Source organism: Nocardioides rotundus (assembly GCF_019931675.1).
In the GTDB taxonomy this organism is placed as follows: Bacteria; Actinomycetota; Actinomycetes; order Propionibacteriales; family Nocardioidaceae; genus Nocardioides; species Nocardioides rotundus.
The window spans coordinates 485,671-499,908 of sequence record NZ_CP082922.1 but is presented as its reverse complement, the minus strand read 5'-3'; the positions used below and the strand labels follow the sequence as shown (position 1 = coordinate 499,908).

Below are 14,238 nucleotides of genomic sequence, written 5' to 3'. Positions count from 1 at the left end.
ATCCTGACGTGACCGCCATCCGGCGCCCCAGACGCCCAACCCACAGTTGGGCACCTGAAAGGCGGTCACCCGATGACGTTCCTCGACCTTCCCTCCGGCCTCGACCTCGCGGCACTGCGCGCGCTGGCCGCCGACAAAGCCCAACAGGCGGCGTCGGCACATGCAGAGAGGCCGGACGACCTGACGCCGGCGATCTCCTACCTGCGGGTCTCCACCAAGGACCAGGCCACCCGCAACGGCCTCGAAGAAGGCCTGTCCATCCCCGCTCAGCGTGAAGCCGCCCAGCGCAAGGCCGAACAGCTCGGCGCGGTCATCGTCAAGGAGTTCATCGAGCCCGGCGAGTCTGCCAAGACCGCCCGCAGGCGAGCGTTGCAGGAGATGCTGGACTACATCGCCGCGAACCCGGTGCGGTACTGCATCATCAACAAGGTCGACCGGCTGGCCCGCAACCGGCTCGATGACGCCATCATCCACTCCACCCTGCGGGGGGCGAACATCACCCTGGTCTCGGTCACCGAGAACATCGACGAGTCACCCTCCGGCATGCTCATGCACGGCATCCTCGCCTCGATGGCAGAGTTCTACTCCCTCAACCTCGCCCAGGAAGTCGTCAAAGGGATGACGCAGAAGGCCTCAATCGGCGGCACCCCGACCAAGGCACCGTTGGGCTACCTGAACGTGCGCACCACCGATGCCAACGGCCGGGAAGTCCGCGACGTCGAACTCGACCCCGACCGTGCCGAGCTGCTCCGGTTCGCGTTCACCGCCTACGCCACCGGGGACTGGTCCCTGTCCTCTCTGGCACGTGAGTTGAAGACCCGTGGCCTGACCACCCGGTCCACGCCCTCCCAGCCGGCGAAACCAGTCAGCACCACGGGGCTGCACAAGGTCTTGACCAATCCCTACTACCAGGGCACCGTCACCTTCCGTGGCGTCACTTACGAGGGCGCCCACACCCCGCTGGTCGACACGGACACGTGGTTGCGCGTCCAGACGCAACTCGATGCGAAGAACGCCGTGGGCGAGAGGCCCCAGAAGTACGACCACTACCTCAAGGGGACCGTGTGCTGCTCGTGCGGCGCCAAGCTCATGATCGAACGGCCCCGTGACAAGCAGGGCGATCGCTACGAGTACTTCACCTGCTCAGGGCGACGCAAGAAGAACGGCTGCACCCGCTCGGCGATCCTCGCCGAACGCATCGAGGACCGCATCGAACGCGACTACGGCACCAACGGCCTCACCGCCGAGGAAGCCCAGCGCGTCAGCGAAGTCCTGCACCAGGTGTTCGACCAGCTCGAATCCTCCAGCGACGATGAACGCGCCGTGCTGACCGCACAGCGTAACAACCTCGAAGCCGAACGCCTCAAGCTCGTCCAAGCCCACTACGCCGACGCCATCCCACTCGACCTGCTCAAGACCGAACAGGACCGCATCCGCACCAGCCTCGACGCGATCACCAGCCGACTCGACAGTCTCGCGAACTCCTACATGAACGCGCACGAGGGTCTTGATGAGATCGTCGGTATGCTCACCGACCTCGGCGACCTCTACAGCAAGTGCCAGCCTGCTGAACGCCGCATCCTCAACCGCGCGCTGTTCAAACGGATCATCATCGACGAGGACGAACACATCGCGTTCGTACATGCCGAGCCAGTTGCCGCTGTCCTCACCCAGGCGCGCGGGGACGAGGTGACCCATCCGGTCCCAGAAACGAACCTGCCCCGCCATCAGGCGGGGCAGGTTTCGAATTTCTCAACTTACGTGGAGCTGAGGGGATTCGAACCCCTGACCTTCTCATTGCGAACGAGACGCGCTACCAACTGCGCCACAGCCCCATGCACCGGGTGGTGCGGTGACAGAACATACCAGCCGGGCCGGTCTGTTCCCCAATCAGGACCCGGTGGCGCGGCCCCGGTCCGCGGCGGCGTCACGGGCGGCGCGCTCGGACTCCTCGGCCTCGCGGGCGAGCGCGGAGTCGATCTCGTTGCGGCCCGAGCTCCACACGCCGGTGGAGTCCAGGTCGATGGTCCGGACGGTACGGCGGGCGGCCGGGGCGTCGACGTAGGTCGGCAGGGTCATCGGTAGCGGGTCCCACAGGCGCGGGTCGGCGGCGGTGACCGCGGTGGTCGCGCTGGGCGCCACCTCGTCGAAGCCGTCGTCGTTGCGGCTGACCTCGAAGGACTCGGGGTGCCGCGGGTCGACGGTCTCCGCGGGCTCCTCGGCCGGCGCCTCGACACGGGCCGGCGCGGCGACGGTCCGCTCGCCCTTCACCATCACCCGGCAGGTGACCAGCCACGCGACGACGAGCACTGCGGGGATCGCGAGGTAGCCCCACGAGATCAGATTCGCGGCAGCGAAGCCGGCCACGGTGAGGGTCGCCAGCAGCAGGACCAGCAGCACGTTGCGGCGGCGCTTGGTGGCGCGACGCGCGGCCTCACGGCGGGCGCGCTGCTGCGCGGGTGAGAGGCCCGGACCCTTGGTCGACACCTGGGTCGAGGTCGCGGCGCGACCGGGCTGGAGCACCAGCCGGGCGTTGCGCGAGTTCACCGGCTCACGACGCGCGAGCACCCGCATCGTGTCGGAGAAACGGTCGATCGAGCGGGAGCGCACCGCCTCCTCGTGGTGACTGAGCGCCTTCGGAATCAGGTAGACGGCCCAGGCCACCACCACGGCCAGGAAGATGAAAACGTCGGGGGATCCCACGGACATAGAGGTTAAGGACGCATGACCCACGCGGGCCGCAGGTGCGCGGGTGTGTCGAGAAAGACTTAGCCTCCGCTCAGGTTCCGCACCCTCGGCAGCAGCCCCGCGGGGGCCTCCTCACGCGTCACCGCGAAGATCCGGTGGTCGCGCCACTGCCCGTCGATGTGCAGGTAGCGCGGCGCGAACCCGACCTCGCCGAGCCCGAGCTTCTCCACCACCCGCAGCGAGTTGGAGTTCTCCGGACGGATGGCGATCTCGATCCGGTGCAGACCGACCTCGAAGAAGCAGTGGTCGACGACCACCGCGACGGCGCGCGGCATCACCCCGCGCCCCGCCCACGCCTGGTCGATCCAATAGCCGATCGACGCCATCTGCGCGGAGCCGCGGACCACGTTGTTCACCGTCACCTGCCCGGCGAAGCGGCCCTCCACGTCCAGCGCGAACGGCAGGCCGGCGCCGTTCCGGCCGTTGCGTCGCAGCAGCGCGACCAGCTCACGGAAGCTCGCCGGGCGATCGCCCACCCCGGGCGGCACGGTGGCGTCCCACGGCAGCAGCCAGGACCGGTTGCGCATCCGCACCTCGCGCCAGGCGCGCGCGTCGGCGTACCGGATCGGGCGCAGCCGGATCTCGTCCAGCTCGATGGTGGCCGGCCAGCCGGGGTGGCTCAATGGTCGCTGCCCCGGATCTGCTCCACGGCGTGCACCAGCCACGGCTCGAGCACCGCCAGGCCGTCCTTCACCCCGCCGCGCGAGCCGGGCAGGTTGATCACCAGGCACTCGCCCACCACCCCGGCCAGGCCACGGGAGAGCACCGCGGAGGGAACGCCCTGCGCGACGCCGTACGCCCGGATCGCCTCGGCGATGCCCGGCACCTCGCGGTCCAGCAACTCCCGGGTCACCTCCGGCGTCCTGTCCGTCGGGGTCAGGCCGGTGCCGCCCGTGGTGAGGACGACGCGGGCGCCGCCGTCGACGGCCGCGCGGATCGCCTCGCCGACCGGGGCGCCGTCGGGTACGACGAACGGGTCGGGCGTCACGAAGCCCAGCCCGGAGAGGAAGTCGTGGATCAGCGGGCCGGTGGTGTCGTCGTACACCCCGGCCGCGGCACGGTTGGAGGCGACGACGACCGCTCCGGTGAGGGGCTCGGCCAGCGACTCGCTCATCGGGCCCAGTCCCCCGACTTGCCGCCGGTCTTGGTCTCCACGCGGACGTCGGAGATCACCGCGCCCTTGTCGACCGCCTTGACCATGTCGACCACGGTGAGCGCCGCGACCGAGACCGCGGTGAGCGCCTCCATCTCCACGCCCGTGCGGTCGGTGGTGGCGACGGTCGCGCTGATCTCGACCGCGTCGTCGGCGACGTCGAGGTCGACCTCGGCCTTGGAGATCGCCAGCGGGTGGCACAACGGGATCAGGGCCGGCGTCTGCTTGGCGCCCATGATCCCGGCGATCCGGGCCACCGCGAGCGCGTCGCCCTTCGGCACCCCCTCGCCGCGGAGCAGGGCCACCACCTCGGGGCTGACCAGGACCCTGCCGCTGGCGGTCGCGACCCGCTTGGTCGGCTGCTTCTCCGAGACGTCGACCATCCGGGCCGCGCCGGTCTCGTCGACGTGGGTGAGGCGCTGCTCGCTCATGGGTCGACCCTAGACGCTAGCGCTCAGAAGTCGGCGTCCAGCAGGAGTACGTCGACCGCGCGCCCGGCGGGCACGTGCGTGACGTCCTCGGGAACGACCACCAGCGCGTCGGAGGCGGCGAGGTCACCCATCAGGTGCGAGCCGTGGCCGCCGACCATGCTGACCGCCCCCTCGGCGGGGTCGTAGGCCGCCCGGACGAACTGTCGCCGCCCACGGGGCGAGCGGATGTCGCCGGTGAGCCGGGCCCGGACGGTGGGGCGGATCAGCGGCTGCTTGCCCATCAGGCGCCGGATCGCGGGCAGCACGAAGACCTGGAAGGAGATGTAGGACGACACCGGGTTGCCCGGGAGGGTGAAGATCGGCACCCGGTCCTCGCCGACGTGGCCGAACCCCTGCGGCTTGCCCGGCTGCATCGCCACCGGGCCGAACCACACGGTGCCCAGCGGCGAGAGCGCCTCCTTGACCACGTCGAAGTCGCCCTGGGAGACGCCGCCGGAGGTCACCACCAGGTCGGCGCGGACCAGCTGGTCCGACAGCGCGTCCATGAAGGCGCGCGGCTCGTCGGGGACGATGCCGACGCGGTAGGCGATCCCGCCCGCGGCCCGCACCGCGGCGGCCAGCAGGTAGGAGTTGCCGTCATAGATGCCGTCGTGGCCCAGCGGGCTGCCGGCCTCCCGCAGCTCGGAGCCGGTGGAGATGATCACCACGCGGGGGCGCGGGCGGGACTCGACGGTCGCCCGCCCCACGGCCGCGAGCAGCCCGAGGTGCCGCGGCCCGAGCACGGTGCCGTGGCTGACCAGCAGGTCGCCCTCGGCGACGTCCTCCCCGGCCCGGCGGATGTGCTGGCCGACCTCGGGCGCCTGGGTGATCCGGACCTGGGCGACGCCGCGGTCGGTCCACTCATAGGGCACCACCGCGTCGGCGCCCGCCGGGACCGGGGCACCGGTCATGATCTTGACCGCGGTGCCCGGCGACATCGCCAGGATCTGGGCGCGCCCGGCGCCGATCTCCCCCACCACCGGCAGGTGAACCGGAGACTCCTCCGTCGCGGTGGCGACGTCGGCCGCGACGACGGCGTACCCGTCCATCGCGGAGTTGTCGAAGCTGGGCAACGCGATCGGCGAGTGCACGTCCTCGGCGGCGGCGAGCCCGAGCGTCTCCATCAGCGGCTGCGGGAAGTGCCCGAGCGGCTCGACGCCGTCCAGGACCCGTCGCTGCAGCTCCTCGACGCTGATCGGCTCCGGCGAGGGATGGCCGGGGTCAGTCATCGCCCAAAACCCGCCCCGCGTCGACCCGGTCGCCCGAGCGCGGCCGCTGCAGTTCCACGTCGCCCCGAACCTCGACCTCACGACAGAACGTCCAGTCGCCGTTGACCTTGAAGGAGGTGGCCCCCCGCAGCGACGGCGCGCCCTCGGGGAAGCGCTGGTCGAAGTCGGCGAGGAACTTGTAGAACTCCGGGTCCAGCTCGATGTAGGGGACCGCGTCGGGCTCCTGACTCAGCACGTAGTCCTCGCCGATGCCGTAGACGTCCGAGCGCAGCACCAGCAGGTCGTTGGTGGTCTTGACCGGCACGAACCGGTCCCGACCGACCTCGATCGTGCGGGCCCCGTCGAAGACCTCGATCGCCGCGCCCATCGCGGTCTCGATCTGGATCACCTTCGGCGTGGAGGCATCGCTGGGGTCGAGGTTCTTCACGTTCCGGATCAGCGGCAGGCCGAGCACGCCCTCGCGCTGGACCAGCGCCTGCTTCATCGCCTTGAGGTCGAACCACAGGTTGTTGGTGGAGGTGAACCGGTGCCGGCTCAGGTCCGCCAGGTCCTTGAGGTCCTGCGGGAGGGTCTGCGCGGTCTCCCGCAGCACGATCCGGCCGTCGCTCTTGCGCCGGGCGAAGTGGCCGCCCTTCTTGTCCGACGGCGTCCGCTTGACCGCCTCGATCGCGAACGGCGCGCCGGACTCGGCGAACCAGCCGGCCACCCGCGGGTCCGCGACGGCGCCGAGGTTGTCGGAGTTGGAGACGAACACCCGCTCGTATCCCTGCTCGATCAACTGGTCGAGCAGCCCGGTGCCGACGAGCGCGGTGTAGAGGTCGCCGTGGCCGGGCGGGCACCACTCCAGGTCGGGGTTCTTGGGGTACGACGCCGGCGCGAGGTCCTTCTCCAGGAGCTTGGGCTCCTTGTTCTGCAGGAACTCCAGCGGCAGGCCGTCCACCGCGAGCGTCTCGTAGCGCTCCAGGGCGGCCATCGTGTCCGCGGAGGTGCGGAAGCTGTTCATGAAGATCAGCGGCAGCGGGACGTCGTACCTCTCCCGCAGGTGGAGCACCTGCCGGGCGATCACGTCGAGGAAGGACATCCCGCGCCGCACGCACAGCAGCGACTTCGCACGGTCCATCCCCATCGAGGTGCCGAGCCCGCCGTTGAGCTTGATCACCGCGGTCGTGCGCAGCGCCGCGACGCCGTCCTCGTCGGACACGGTGACGTCGGCCAACGACTCCATGTCGAGCGGGTCGATGCTCGACTCGGGGATCATGCCGGTCTCGCCGTGCTCGAGCAGGCGGTAGTAGTGGGAGAAGACCTCGATCGCGGTCTCCTCCACTCCCGCGTCGGCCATCTTCGCGCGGGCGCGCTTGAGTCCAGGGCTACCCATACCCTCGATCGTAGGCTTGTCCCGTGCATCCGGACCACTCGGGCGCCCCCGCCGCCAAGACCGCCCTGCGCGACCAGCTCGTCACCGCCCGCCGCCGCCGCGACGTCGCCGAGCTCGCGCGGGCCGCCGAGGGGCTCGCCGACCACCTGCTCGCGGCCGAGGAGGTACGCCGGGCGGCGACGGTGACGGCCTACGTCGCGGTGGGCTCCGAGCCGGGCACCGGGCTGCTGCTCGACCGGCTCCTCGCGGCCGGCAAGCGGGTGCTGCTGCCGGTGACGACCCGGGAGCTGGACCTGGACTGGGCGGCCTACGAGGGCCCGGACTCGCTCGCCCCCGCGCGCTTCGGGCTGCTCGAGCCGGCCACGCCGCACCTGGGCCTGGACGCGGTCGCGCAGGCCGACGTGCTGCTGGTGCCGGGCATGGCGGTCTCCGCCGCCGGGGTGCGGATGGGCAAGGGCGGCGGCTGCTACGACAAGGCGCTGGCCCGGGTCCCGGCGGACCGCTGGCGCTGCGTGCTGCTCTTCGACGACGAGGTCGGGCGCGACGTACCGGCCGAGGCCCACGACGAGACCGTGCACGCGGTCGCCACCCCGTCCGGCGTCACTCGCCTACGGACTCCGGAGCGGCCGGCTCGAGGGTGAGGGTGTCCTCGGTCGCCGCGTCCACGGCCTCCCGGCTGAACGGCCACGCCAGCGTCTCCCCGCGCAGCCAGAGCTCGGTCTGGTCGGTGTAGGTCTTGTCGAAGGGGTGCCCCGAGACGCCGGTGAGGTTGATCCACCGCGAGTCGTCCAGGTCGGCCATCGAGACCACCATCCGCATCGACGGCGCCGCGGTCACCTCGTATCCCAACGACGCGTCCCAGCTGGTCGCGTTGACCGCCGCGCTGCCGCCGGAGGCGGGGAAGTCGGTGCGGTTGACCAGCCACTCGACCGGTCCGACGCCGGAGACCCCCAGGGTGTTGTTGCGCAGGTTCAGCCGGTGCAGGCGGCCCCACGCCCACTGGTCGGGATCGGGGCCCATCCGCCGGGTGAGGTCGCGCCGCGCGTCCCGGATCGCGGCCCGCAGGATGTCGTCGCGGGTCTCGACCCGGTTCTCGGTCTCGACGTCGTCCCACCAGCGGCTGGCCGGGTCGTCGAGCAGCTCGGTCACCACCGCCATCCAGCGGTCCCCGCCGTCGACGACGACCTCCTCGGGCAGGTCGTCGGCGAAGGTGCGCTCGAGCAGCGCGCGCCAGACGGCGTTGAAGTACGCCGCCGCGGCGGAGTCGGCGCCCTGGCGGTAGTCCCACCGCTCCAGCAGCCGCAGCCCCGCGGTGTAGAAGTCGCCGCCGACGTGCTCCACGTCCAGCAGCCGCGGCACCAGCGCGGGCGCGAGCGGGTTGCGGTCGTCGAGCTGGAGGTCGGCCATCTCGGCGACGGTCAGCTCCCCCTCCTGCTCGATCAGGTCCCGGATCCGCTGGCTGCGGTAGCCCATGTCCCAGTCGTCGGTGAGGAAGTAGGGGTAGTCCTCGCCGATCACCTTCTGGTTCGCGGTGACGATGAACCCCTCCTCGGGGTCGAGCACGCTGGGCAGCCCGTCGAAGGGGATGTAGTCCCCGGTCCAGTCGTTCTCGGGCCGCCAGCCCTCCGACGGCGTCGTGCCGTCGTTGCCGGACTTGCGGATCGGGATCCGCCCCGGTGCCTGGTAGCCGATCCGTCCGGAGCGGTCGGCATAGATCAGGTTCTGGGAGGGTACGGCGAAGTCCTCGGCCGCGCTGCGGAACTCCGCCCAGTTGCTCGCCTTGTTGAAGCCCAGGATCGCGTCAGCGGTGGCACTCGGCTCCAGGGCGGTCCACTGCAGGGAGACGCCGTACTCCTCCGACGGCTGGGCGTCCGGTGGTCGCTCCGCCTCGTTGACCGCCCGCAGCTGCGGGTCGGCGTCGGAGAGCAGCGGCCCGTGGGCGGTCTCGCGGACGGTGATCTCCACCGGCTCCTCGCCCGCGACCTCGATGGTCTCCGTGCGGGTCTTCAGCGGCCGCCAGCCTCCGTCGTACCTCCACCGGTTGCCACGGATCCGCTCCAGGTAGAGGTCGCTCACGTCCGGCGCGAGGTTGGTGAACCCCCAGGCGATGTCGCGGTTGTGGCCGATGATGACGCCCGGAACGCCGGAGAAGGTGAAGCCGGAGACGTCCATCGGGCAGCTCGCGCTCACCTCGGTGCAGTGCAGGCCCATCTGCATCCAGATGCCGGGGACGCCGGCGGCCAGGTGCGGGTCGTTGGCCAGCAACGGCTGGCCGGTGGCGGAGTGCTTGCCGTCGACCACCCAGGAGTTCGACCCGATGCCGTCGCCGCGGCCGACCAGCGCGGGCAACCGGTCCAGCGCGCGCTGCACCCCCCTGAAGAGGTCCGCCTGATCGGCCGACCAGCCGGGGCGGGCGGGGTTGCGGCTCGCGGCGCGGGTCGCGTCCTGCTCGAAGACGCCGTCGACCACCGCGCCCTGGGTAACGATCGGGGTGGCCCGGCGCTCGTCGTAGTCCGGGAACAGCTCGGCCACCTGCGTCGGCGAGTGCGAGGCGCCCACCAGGACGCGCTCGATCTCCTGGGTCATGTTCGAGCGCAGGTCCCACGCCATCGCCTTGAGCCAGGCCAGCGAGTCGACCGCGGTCCACGGCTCGGGGGTGTAGTCCAGGCCGCCGGCGGCGAGGACGCCATACTCCACCGCGAGATCGAGGTTGTCCTTCCCCGCGAGGTAGGCGTTGACCCCCTCGGCGTAGGCGTCCAGCGCGCGCCGGGTGTCCGGGCTGACCAGCCCGAGCTCCTTCTCCGCGACCCGCCGCCAGCCCATGGTGCGGACGGTCCGGTCGACCTCCACCGCGCTGGGGCCGAACATCTCCGCAAGCCGTCCGGAGGTGATGTGCCGCCGCACGTCCATCTCGAAGAACCGCTCCTGGGCGTGCACGTATCCCTGGCCGCGCATCAGGTCGGCCATCGTGCTCGCGTAGATCTGCGGGATCCCGTTGGCGTCCCGGAGCACCTGCACCCGGCCGTCCAGGCCGGGCACGTCGACGGCGCCGTCCTTCTCGGGGAAGGAGCTGCGCACGACGCCGGCGCCGGCGAGCGTGCCGAGCACGAGCAGCAGGACCAGGCCGAGCACGCTGTAGACCGTCCAGCGCGCCACCGCCGGGAGGGCCCAGAAGATGTCGATCCAGTGATCCTTGCGCGGCGGGCGATCGGCCGTCGTCTCCTGGGTCATGGTGTTGGTCATTGTGCCGTACCATTTGGCAGTCAGCCCCTGCGAGTGCCAGCGCGCCTCGCCTTCGACGGAAAGGTCGCCCGGTCGTGCCCACCTATCAGTACAAGTGCACCGAGTGCGGCCACGCCTTCGAGCGGTTCCAGTCCTTCACCGACGACGCGCTCACCGAGTGCGAGGTCTGCGGCGGCAAGCTGCGCAAGCTCTTCAACGCCGTCGGCGTGGTCTTCAAGGGCTCGGGGTTCTACCGCAACGACTCCCGCGAGGCCGCGAAGTCCTCCTCGTCCTCATCGTCTGCTTCTTCGTCTTCGTCTTCGTCCTCGGCCGACTCCGGCTCGGGGTCCTCGTCGTCGTCCTCTTCCTCGGCCTCCTCCTCCGGCGGGTCGTCGGGCTCGTCGTCGAGCAGCGCCGGCACCGCCTCGGGCGGCAGCAGCAGCTGAGCCGTCCGGGGGCCTGTGGACAACGCCCCCGCGCGGGCCGCGCGCTGCCTACCGTGGGGCGTCATGAGCGCTCCCCAGGCCCCCGCCCCTCCGTCCCGGCTCGCCCGCGCCCGCCGGGGAGTACGCCGAGTGGTGCTGCGCCGCCGTCGGCTGCTTGCCGCCCTGCTGGTCGCGGTGGCGGTCGCCGCCGGGGTGCGCGCCGTGGCCGGCCCTCCCCCGGAGACCCGGGCGCTGCTGGTGGCCGCGCGGGACCTGCCCGCGGGGCATCTGCTGGCCGCCGACGACCTGGAGGAGCGGCGGGTCGCGCCGGACGCTGTGGCCGCGGGGGTGGTGGCGGACCCGGTCGGGCAGCTGCTGTCGACGCCGGTGCGGCGGGGCGAGCAGGTGACCGACGTACGCCTGCTGCGCGGCGGCCTGCTCGCGTCGTACCCCGAGTTGTCCGCCGTACCGGTCCGGATTCCGGACGCGGGGGCGGTGGCGCTGCTGACCGCCGGCGACCGGATCGACCTGATCGCCACCGACCCCCAGGGTGGCGGGTCCGAGGTGCTGCTGGAGGACGCGCCCGTGCTGGCGCTTCCGCCGGAGACGGCGGGCGACTCAATGGGCGGCGGGCCCACCGGCGGGCGCCTGGTGGTCATCGGGGTGACACCGGAACTTCGGGATGAAGTTGCCGACGCGGCGGTGTTGGAGTTTCTCAGTATCTCGCTGAACCGCTAGTGTCACGGGCTGTCCTGCCCGAGGTACATCGTCGGGGACCTCGAACAAGGAAAGAGACACCCTCATGTCCGGTTTCAAGAACTTCATCCTCCGGGGCAACCTGGTCGAGCTGGCCGTCGCGGTCATCATCGGTACGTCGTTCGCCGCGGTCGTGGCGGCCTTCACCGGGATGCTGCTGTCCGCGATCTCCAAGGTCACTGGCGGCAAGGAGCCCAACTTCGACGAGTTCGCCCCCGGCGGGATCCTGGTCGGCCCGTTCCTCACCGCCCTGATCGCCTTCCTGATCCTGGCGTTCGTCGTCTACTTCTTCGTCGTGGTGCCCTACACCAAGGCCCAGGACAAGTACTTCCCCAAGGCCGAGGAGGGCACGCCCGAGGACATCGCGCTGCTCACCGAGATCCGCGACCTGCTGGCCACCAACCGCAGCGTCTGAGGTTTCGCACAGAACCTCCCCAGCTTCGACCCCGTCCGGCTCGCCGGGCGGGGTCGACTGCTGTCCGGGGCCAGCCCGCGCCCAGGCCGCGCCGACTCTCCCCCGCCCATCGGAAATGTAAAGCGGTGTTCGGAGTTCTGATGCGGTGTTCGAACACCGCAGAGGATCCCGGAGCGCCGCAGAGGATCGCCGAACACCGCTTTACAAGTGCGGTGGGGGGTACGGCGGCGCCCGCCGAGCCGCGGCACTCAGCCGGTGGTACGGCGGCCTTCAGCCGTGGTGCGGGGGCACCTGGTCGCGCAGCCAGCGGTCGCCGGCGCTCTCGCCGCTCCGCTCGCGGGGCGTGTCGTCCCGGTCGTCGCGGGTGCTCTCGGGCAGCACGTCGCCGAAGATCTCCGCAATCCGGCGCCGCTTCGCCGCGCGCTCGCGCTCCTGCTCGCTCATCCGCACAGCCCCGCGTCCTTGAGCGCCTGCTGCCGGTCGGCCTTCTCCTCCGGGGACTCGGTCTTGTGCTGGCCGTCGGTCTTGGTGGTGGTCGGCTTCGCCGCGGAGATCGCATCCGTGGTGAGCTTCGCGGTGAGCTCCTGGTCGTTGGCGATCCGCTTCCAGACCTCCTTGGCCTCCGGCGCCCACACCACCCGGTTCGGGTCGTTGGGGTCGACCTTCCACGGGATGGTGAGGAACTGGATGTTGTCCAGCCCGATGCCGTTGAGCTGGCTGCCGACGCCGGCGAGCTTCTGCACGTCCTGGAGGCCCGGGCTCACCCGCAGCGCCTCGGTGGCCGCGTCGAGGAAGCGGAACAGCCGCACCGGGTCGGCCAGCGTCCGGGCCGAGACGACCTTGTTGGCCATCGAGGCAATGAAGGCCTGCTGCCGCTTCATCCGGCCGATGTCGGAGCCGTTGCCGACGGCGTACCGCTGCCGGACGTAGGCCAGGGCCTCGCGCCCCTCCACCTCGCGGGTGCCCTTCTCCAGATAGATGCCGTGCGCCCGGTCGTCGATGGTCTCGGGGATGCACACCTCGACGCCGCCGATCGCGTCGACCATCTTCTTGAAGCCGTTGAAGTCCACGACGATGAAGTCGTCGACGTAGACCCCGGTCAGCTGCTCGAACTGCTGCTGGGTGCAGGCCGGCCCACCCTGGGTGAACGCGTCGTTCCACATCACGTTCTCCGCCGGCGGGATCGCGCCCTGCTCGCAGGCGGGGCGGTCCACGACGGAGTCGCGGGGGATCGAGATGCCGTACGCCGTACGCCGGTCGGCCGACAGGTGCAGCAGGATCGTGGTGTCGGAGGCCTCCGCGCCGGACTCCTTGTCGATCGCGTTGCCCGCGCCCTGGCGGGTGTCGGAGCCCATCACCAGGATGTTCAGCGGCTCCTGCTCGCCGGCGACCTCCTCCTTCTCCGGACGGTTCTGCAGCTTGTCGGAGATGTCGATGACCTCGAGGTTGCCGTTGAGGTGGCGGACGACGAACACGACCGTCAGCGCCGTCGCCAGCGCGAGGACGAGCACCGTCACGCCGAGCACCTTGAGCACGGTGGCACGCTTGCCCCGCTCCCGCTTGCGCCGCCCACCCTTGGACTCTTCGCGCGCCGGCGCAGCGTCTGCGGGCGCGTCGGAGGGCTGCTCCTCGGGGACGTCGTCGCGGGGCATGGAAGGTCTCTCGGCAGGTCAGGGGCTCAAACGTCCGCAGACTACCCGTCCGGGCCAATTGTCTGCTCATTCCCGAGGGGGAGGCCGCCATGGACGGCCCGCTACGCTCGGGGCCATGTTGATCGCGGGGGATCTGCTGTTGCTGCTGCTCGACGACGAGTCGGGCAAGTTCGTCTCGGGCGACTCCGGCGTCGCGGTGGGCGGCGCGCTGCTCGTCGAGCTCGCCCTGGCGGGGTCGGTCGAGGTCCAGGAGAGGACCTCGAAGTGGTCCTCGGCCAAGGTCGGCGTCGCCGGGCCGCTCCCGGAGCCGGCCGACCCGGTGCTCGTCCAGGCTGTCGAGATCGTGGCCGAGAAGCCGCGCCCCGCCCAGGAGCTGGTCACCCGTCTGGGCAAGAGCCTCCGGGACCCGGTGCTGGAGGGCCTGGCGGCCGGTGGCTACCTCCGCCGCAGCGACGAGCGCGCGCTCGGGTTCATCCCCTACACCCGCTGGCCCGCCGTGTCGGCGGAGCGGGAGGCCGACGTACGCCGTCTCCTCGCCGACGTGCTGGTGGATGGCGCGTCGCCGGATGAGCGTACGGCGGCCCTGATCGGCCTGCTCTCCGCGATCGGCAAGGCCGGGTCGACGCTGGGGCTCAAGGGCAAGGAGAAGCGCGCCGTGGACAAGCGGGCCAAGGAGATCGCCGAGGGCGAGTGGGCCGCCGAGGCCGTGCGCAACGCCGTCCTCGCCGCCCAGTCCGCGGCCACGGCCGCCGCGACGGCCGTCGTCGTCGCGGGCGCGGCGGGCACCTGACCT

At 71.2% G+C, this 14,238-nt stretch carries 15 protein-coding genes, 1 tRNA gene and 1 pseudogene; 6 read left to right on the top strand and 11 right to left on the bottom strand.

Translation table 11 applies throughout. From position 1 onward, the window contains the following. Nucleotides 1–72: 72 nt before the first annotated feature. Nucleotides 73–1,161 (top strand): annotated as a pseudogene (locus tag K8W59_RS20335) (recombinase family protein); the annotation flags it as partial. On the opposite strand, the gene K8W59_RS02380 reads toward K8W59_RS20335, so the two are convergent. From K8W59_RS02380 to K8W59_RS02345, 8 genes are all read right to left on the bottom strand, one after another. After that, complete coding sequence (locus K8W59_RS02380; protein WP_223397168.1) at nucleotides 1,144–1,728, bottom strand: hypothetical protein; 585 nt, start codon at nucleotides 1,726–1,728, stop codon at nucleotides 1,144–1,146. The pseudogene K8W59_RS20335 and the gene K8W59_RS02380 sit on opposite strands and share 18 nt — an antisense overlap. Before the next feature lie 34 nt (nucleotides 1,729–1,762). Next, nucleotides 1,763–1,835, bottom strand: a tRNA-Ala gene (locus tag K8W59_RS02375). Between the two features lie 55 nt (nucleotides 1,836–1,890). Then, on the bottom strand, nucleotides 1,891–2,703 hold the full coding sequence (sepX, locus tag K8W59_RS02370; RefSeq protein WP_223397167.1) for a divisome protein SepX/GlpR: 813 nt from the start codon (nucleotides 2,701–2,703) through the stop codon (nucleotides 1,891–1,893). Between the two features lie 65 nt (nucleotides 2,704–2,768). After that, nucleotides 2,769–3,371 (bottom strand): GNAT family N-acetyltransferase, encoded by a 603-nt coding sequence (locus K8W59_RS02365; protein WP_223397166.1) that lies wholly within the window; start codon nucleotides 3,369–3,371, stop codon nucleotides 2,769–2,771. Beyond that, nucleotides 3,368–3,862, bottom strand: coding sequence for a MogA/MoaB family molybdenum cofactor biosynthesis protein (locus K8W59_RS02360; protein ID WP_223397165.1), 495 nt, complete (start codon nucleotides 3,860–3,862; stop codon nucleotides 3,368–3,370). Before K8W59_RS02360 ends, K8W59_RS02365 begins: the two co-directional genes overlap by 4 nt. Further along, complete coding sequence (gene moaC / locus K8W59_RS02355; RefSeq protein ID WP_223397164.1) at nucleotides 3,859–4,332, bottom strand: cyclic pyranopterin monophosphate synthase MoaC; 474 nt, start codon at nucleotides 4,330–4,332, stop codon at nucleotides 3,859–3,861. Before moaC ends, K8W59_RS02360 begins: the two co-directional genes overlap by 4 nt. A gap of 23 nt (nucleotides 4,333–4,355) precedes the next feature. Beyond that, nucleotides 4,356–5,600, bottom strand: coding sequence for a molybdotransferase-like divisome protein Glp (gene glp, locus K8W59_RS02350; protein ID WP_223397163.1), 1,245 nt, complete (start codon nucleotides 5,598–5,600; stop codon nucleotides 4,356–4,358). After that, the gene (locus K8W59_RS02345; RefSeq protein ID WP_223397162.1) at nucleotides 5,593–6,975 is read right to left on the bottom strand and encodes a UTP--glucose-1-phosphate uridylyltransferase; all 1,383 of its coding nucleotides are present in this window, start codon (nucleotides 6,973–6,975) and stop codon (nucleotides 5,593–5,595) included. Before K8W59_RS02345 ends, glp begins: the two co-directional genes overlap by 8 nt. A gap of 23 nt (nucleotides 6,976–6,998) precedes the next feature. Here K8W59_RS02345 and K8W59_RS02340 point away from each other — a divergent pair, with 23 nt between their 5' ends. Then, nucleotides 6,999–7,616, top strand: a complete 618-nt coding sequence (locus K8W59_RS02340; RefSeq protein ID WP_223397161.1) for a 5-formyltetrahydrofolate cyclo-ligase — start codon at nucleotides 6,999–7,001, stop codon at nucleotides 7,614–7,616. Here the strand turns inward: K8W59_RS02340 and K8W59_RS02335 are convergent. Then, the gene (locus K8W59_RS02335; RefSeq protein ID WP_223397160.1) at nucleotides 7,576–10,218 is read right to left on the bottom strand and encodes a penicillin acylase family protein; all 2,643 of its coding nucleotides are present in this window, start codon (nucleotides 10,216–10,218) and stop codon (nucleotides 7,576–7,578) included. The genes K8W59_RS02340 and K8W59_RS02335 overlap by 41 nt on opposite strands. Nucleotides 10,219–10,292: 74 nt before the next feature. On the opposite strand from K8W59_RS02335, the gene K8W59_RS02330 reads away from it, so the two are divergent. The 3 genes from K8W59_RS02330 to K8W59_RS02320 all read left to right on the top strand — a co-directional run bounded on the left by K8W59_RS02330 (nucleotide 10,293) and on the right by K8W59_RS02320 (nucleotide 11,793). Beyond that, complete coding sequence (locus K8W59_RS02330) at nucleotides 10,293–10,643, top strand: FmdB family zinc ribbon protein (RefSeq protein WP_223397159.1); 351 nt, start codon at nucleotides 10,293–10,295, stop codon at nucleotides 10,641–10,643. Nucleotides 10,644–10,706: 63 nt separating this feature from the next. Further along, nucleotides 10,707–11,360, top strand: a complete 654-nt coding sequence (cpaB, locus tag K8W59_RS02325; protein WP_223397158.1) for a Flp pilus assembly protein CpaB — start codon at nucleotides 10,707–10,709, stop codon at nucleotides 11,358–11,360. Between the two features lie 64 nt (nucleotides 11,361–11,424). Beyond that, a complete protein-coding gene (locus K8W59_RS02320; RefSeq protein WP_223397157.1) occupies nucleotides 11,425–11,793 on the top strand; it encodes a large conductance mechanosensitive channel protein MscL in 369 nt (122 codons plus the stop codon). 270 nt (nucleotides 11,794–12,063) lie between these two features. Here K8W59_RS02320 and K8W59_RS02315 read toward each other — a convergent pair whose 3' ends face one another. After that, the gene (locus tag K8W59_RS02315) at nucleotides 12,064–12,237 is read right to left on the bottom strand and encodes a hypothetical protein (RefSeq protein WP_223397156.1); all 174 of its coding nucleotides are present in this window, start codon (nucleotides 12,235–12,237) and stop codon (nucleotides 12,064–12,066) included. Next, complete coding sequence (locus tag K8W59_RS02310) at nucleotides 12,234–13,445, bottom strand: LCP family protein (protein ID WP_223397155.1); 1,212 nt, start codon at nucleotides 13,443–13,445, stop codon at nucleotides 12,234–12,236. Before K8W59_RS02310 ends, K8W59_RS02315 begins: the two co-directional genes overlap by 4 nt. Before the next feature lie 115 nt (nucleotides 13,446–13,560). Here K8W59_RS02310 and K8W59_RS02305 point away from each other — a divergent pair, with 115 nt between their 5' ends. Further along, the gene (locus K8W59_RS02305) at nucleotides 13,561–14,235 is read left to right on the top strand and encodes a GOLPH3/VPS74 family protein (protein ID WP_223397154.1); all 675 of its coding nucleotides are present in this window, start codon (nucleotides 13,561–13,563) and stop codon (nucleotides 14,233–14,235) included. The last annotated feature ends 3 nt before the right edge of the window (nucleotides 14,236–14,238 follow it).

Coding starts and splice junctions, on each gene's coding strand:
- K8W59_RS02380 (WP_223397168.1), bottom strand. CDS start 1,728: ATGGCGGGGCAGGTTCGTTTCTGGGACCGGATGGGTCACCTCGTCCCC.
- K8W59_RS02360 (WP_223397165.1), bottom strand. CDS start 3,862: ATGAGCGAGTCGCTGGCCGAGCCCCTCACCGGAGCGGTCGTCGTCGCC.
- moaC (WP_223397164.1), bottom strand. CDS start 4,332: ATGAGCGAGCAGCGCCTCACCCACGTCGACGAGACCGGCGCGGCCCGG.
- glp (WP_223397163.1), bottom strand. CDS start 5,600: ATGACTGACCCCGGCCATCCCTCGCCGGAGCCGATCAGCGTCGAGGAG.
- K8W59_RS02345 (WP_223397162.1), bottom strand. CDS start 6,975: ATGGGTAGCCCTGGACTCAAGCGCGCCCGCGCGAAGATGGCCGACGCG.
- K8W59_RS02335 (WP_223397160.1), bottom strand. CDS start 10,218: ATGACCAACACCATGACCCAGGAGACGACGGCCGATCGCCCGCCGCGC.
- cpaB (WP_223397158.1), top strand. CDS start 10,707: ATGAGCGCTCCCCAGGCCCCCGCCCCTCCGTCCCGGCTCGCCCGCGCC.
- K8W59_RS02320 (WP_223397157.1), top strand. CDS start 11,425: ATGTCCGGTTTCAAGAACTTCATCCTCCGGGGCAACCTGGTCGAGCTG.
- K8W59_RS02315 (WP_223397156.1), bottom strand. CDS start 12,237: ATGAGCGAGCAGGAGCGCGAGCGCGCGGCGAAGCGGCGCCGGATTGCG.
- K8W59_RS02310 (WP_223397155.1), bottom strand. CDS start 13,445: ATGCCCCGCGACGACGTCCCCGAGGAGCAGCCCTCCGACGCGCCCGCA.
- K8W59_RS02305 (WP_223397154.1), top strand. CDS start 13,561: ATGTTGATCGCGGGGGATCTGCTGTTGCTGCTGCTCGACGACGAGTCG.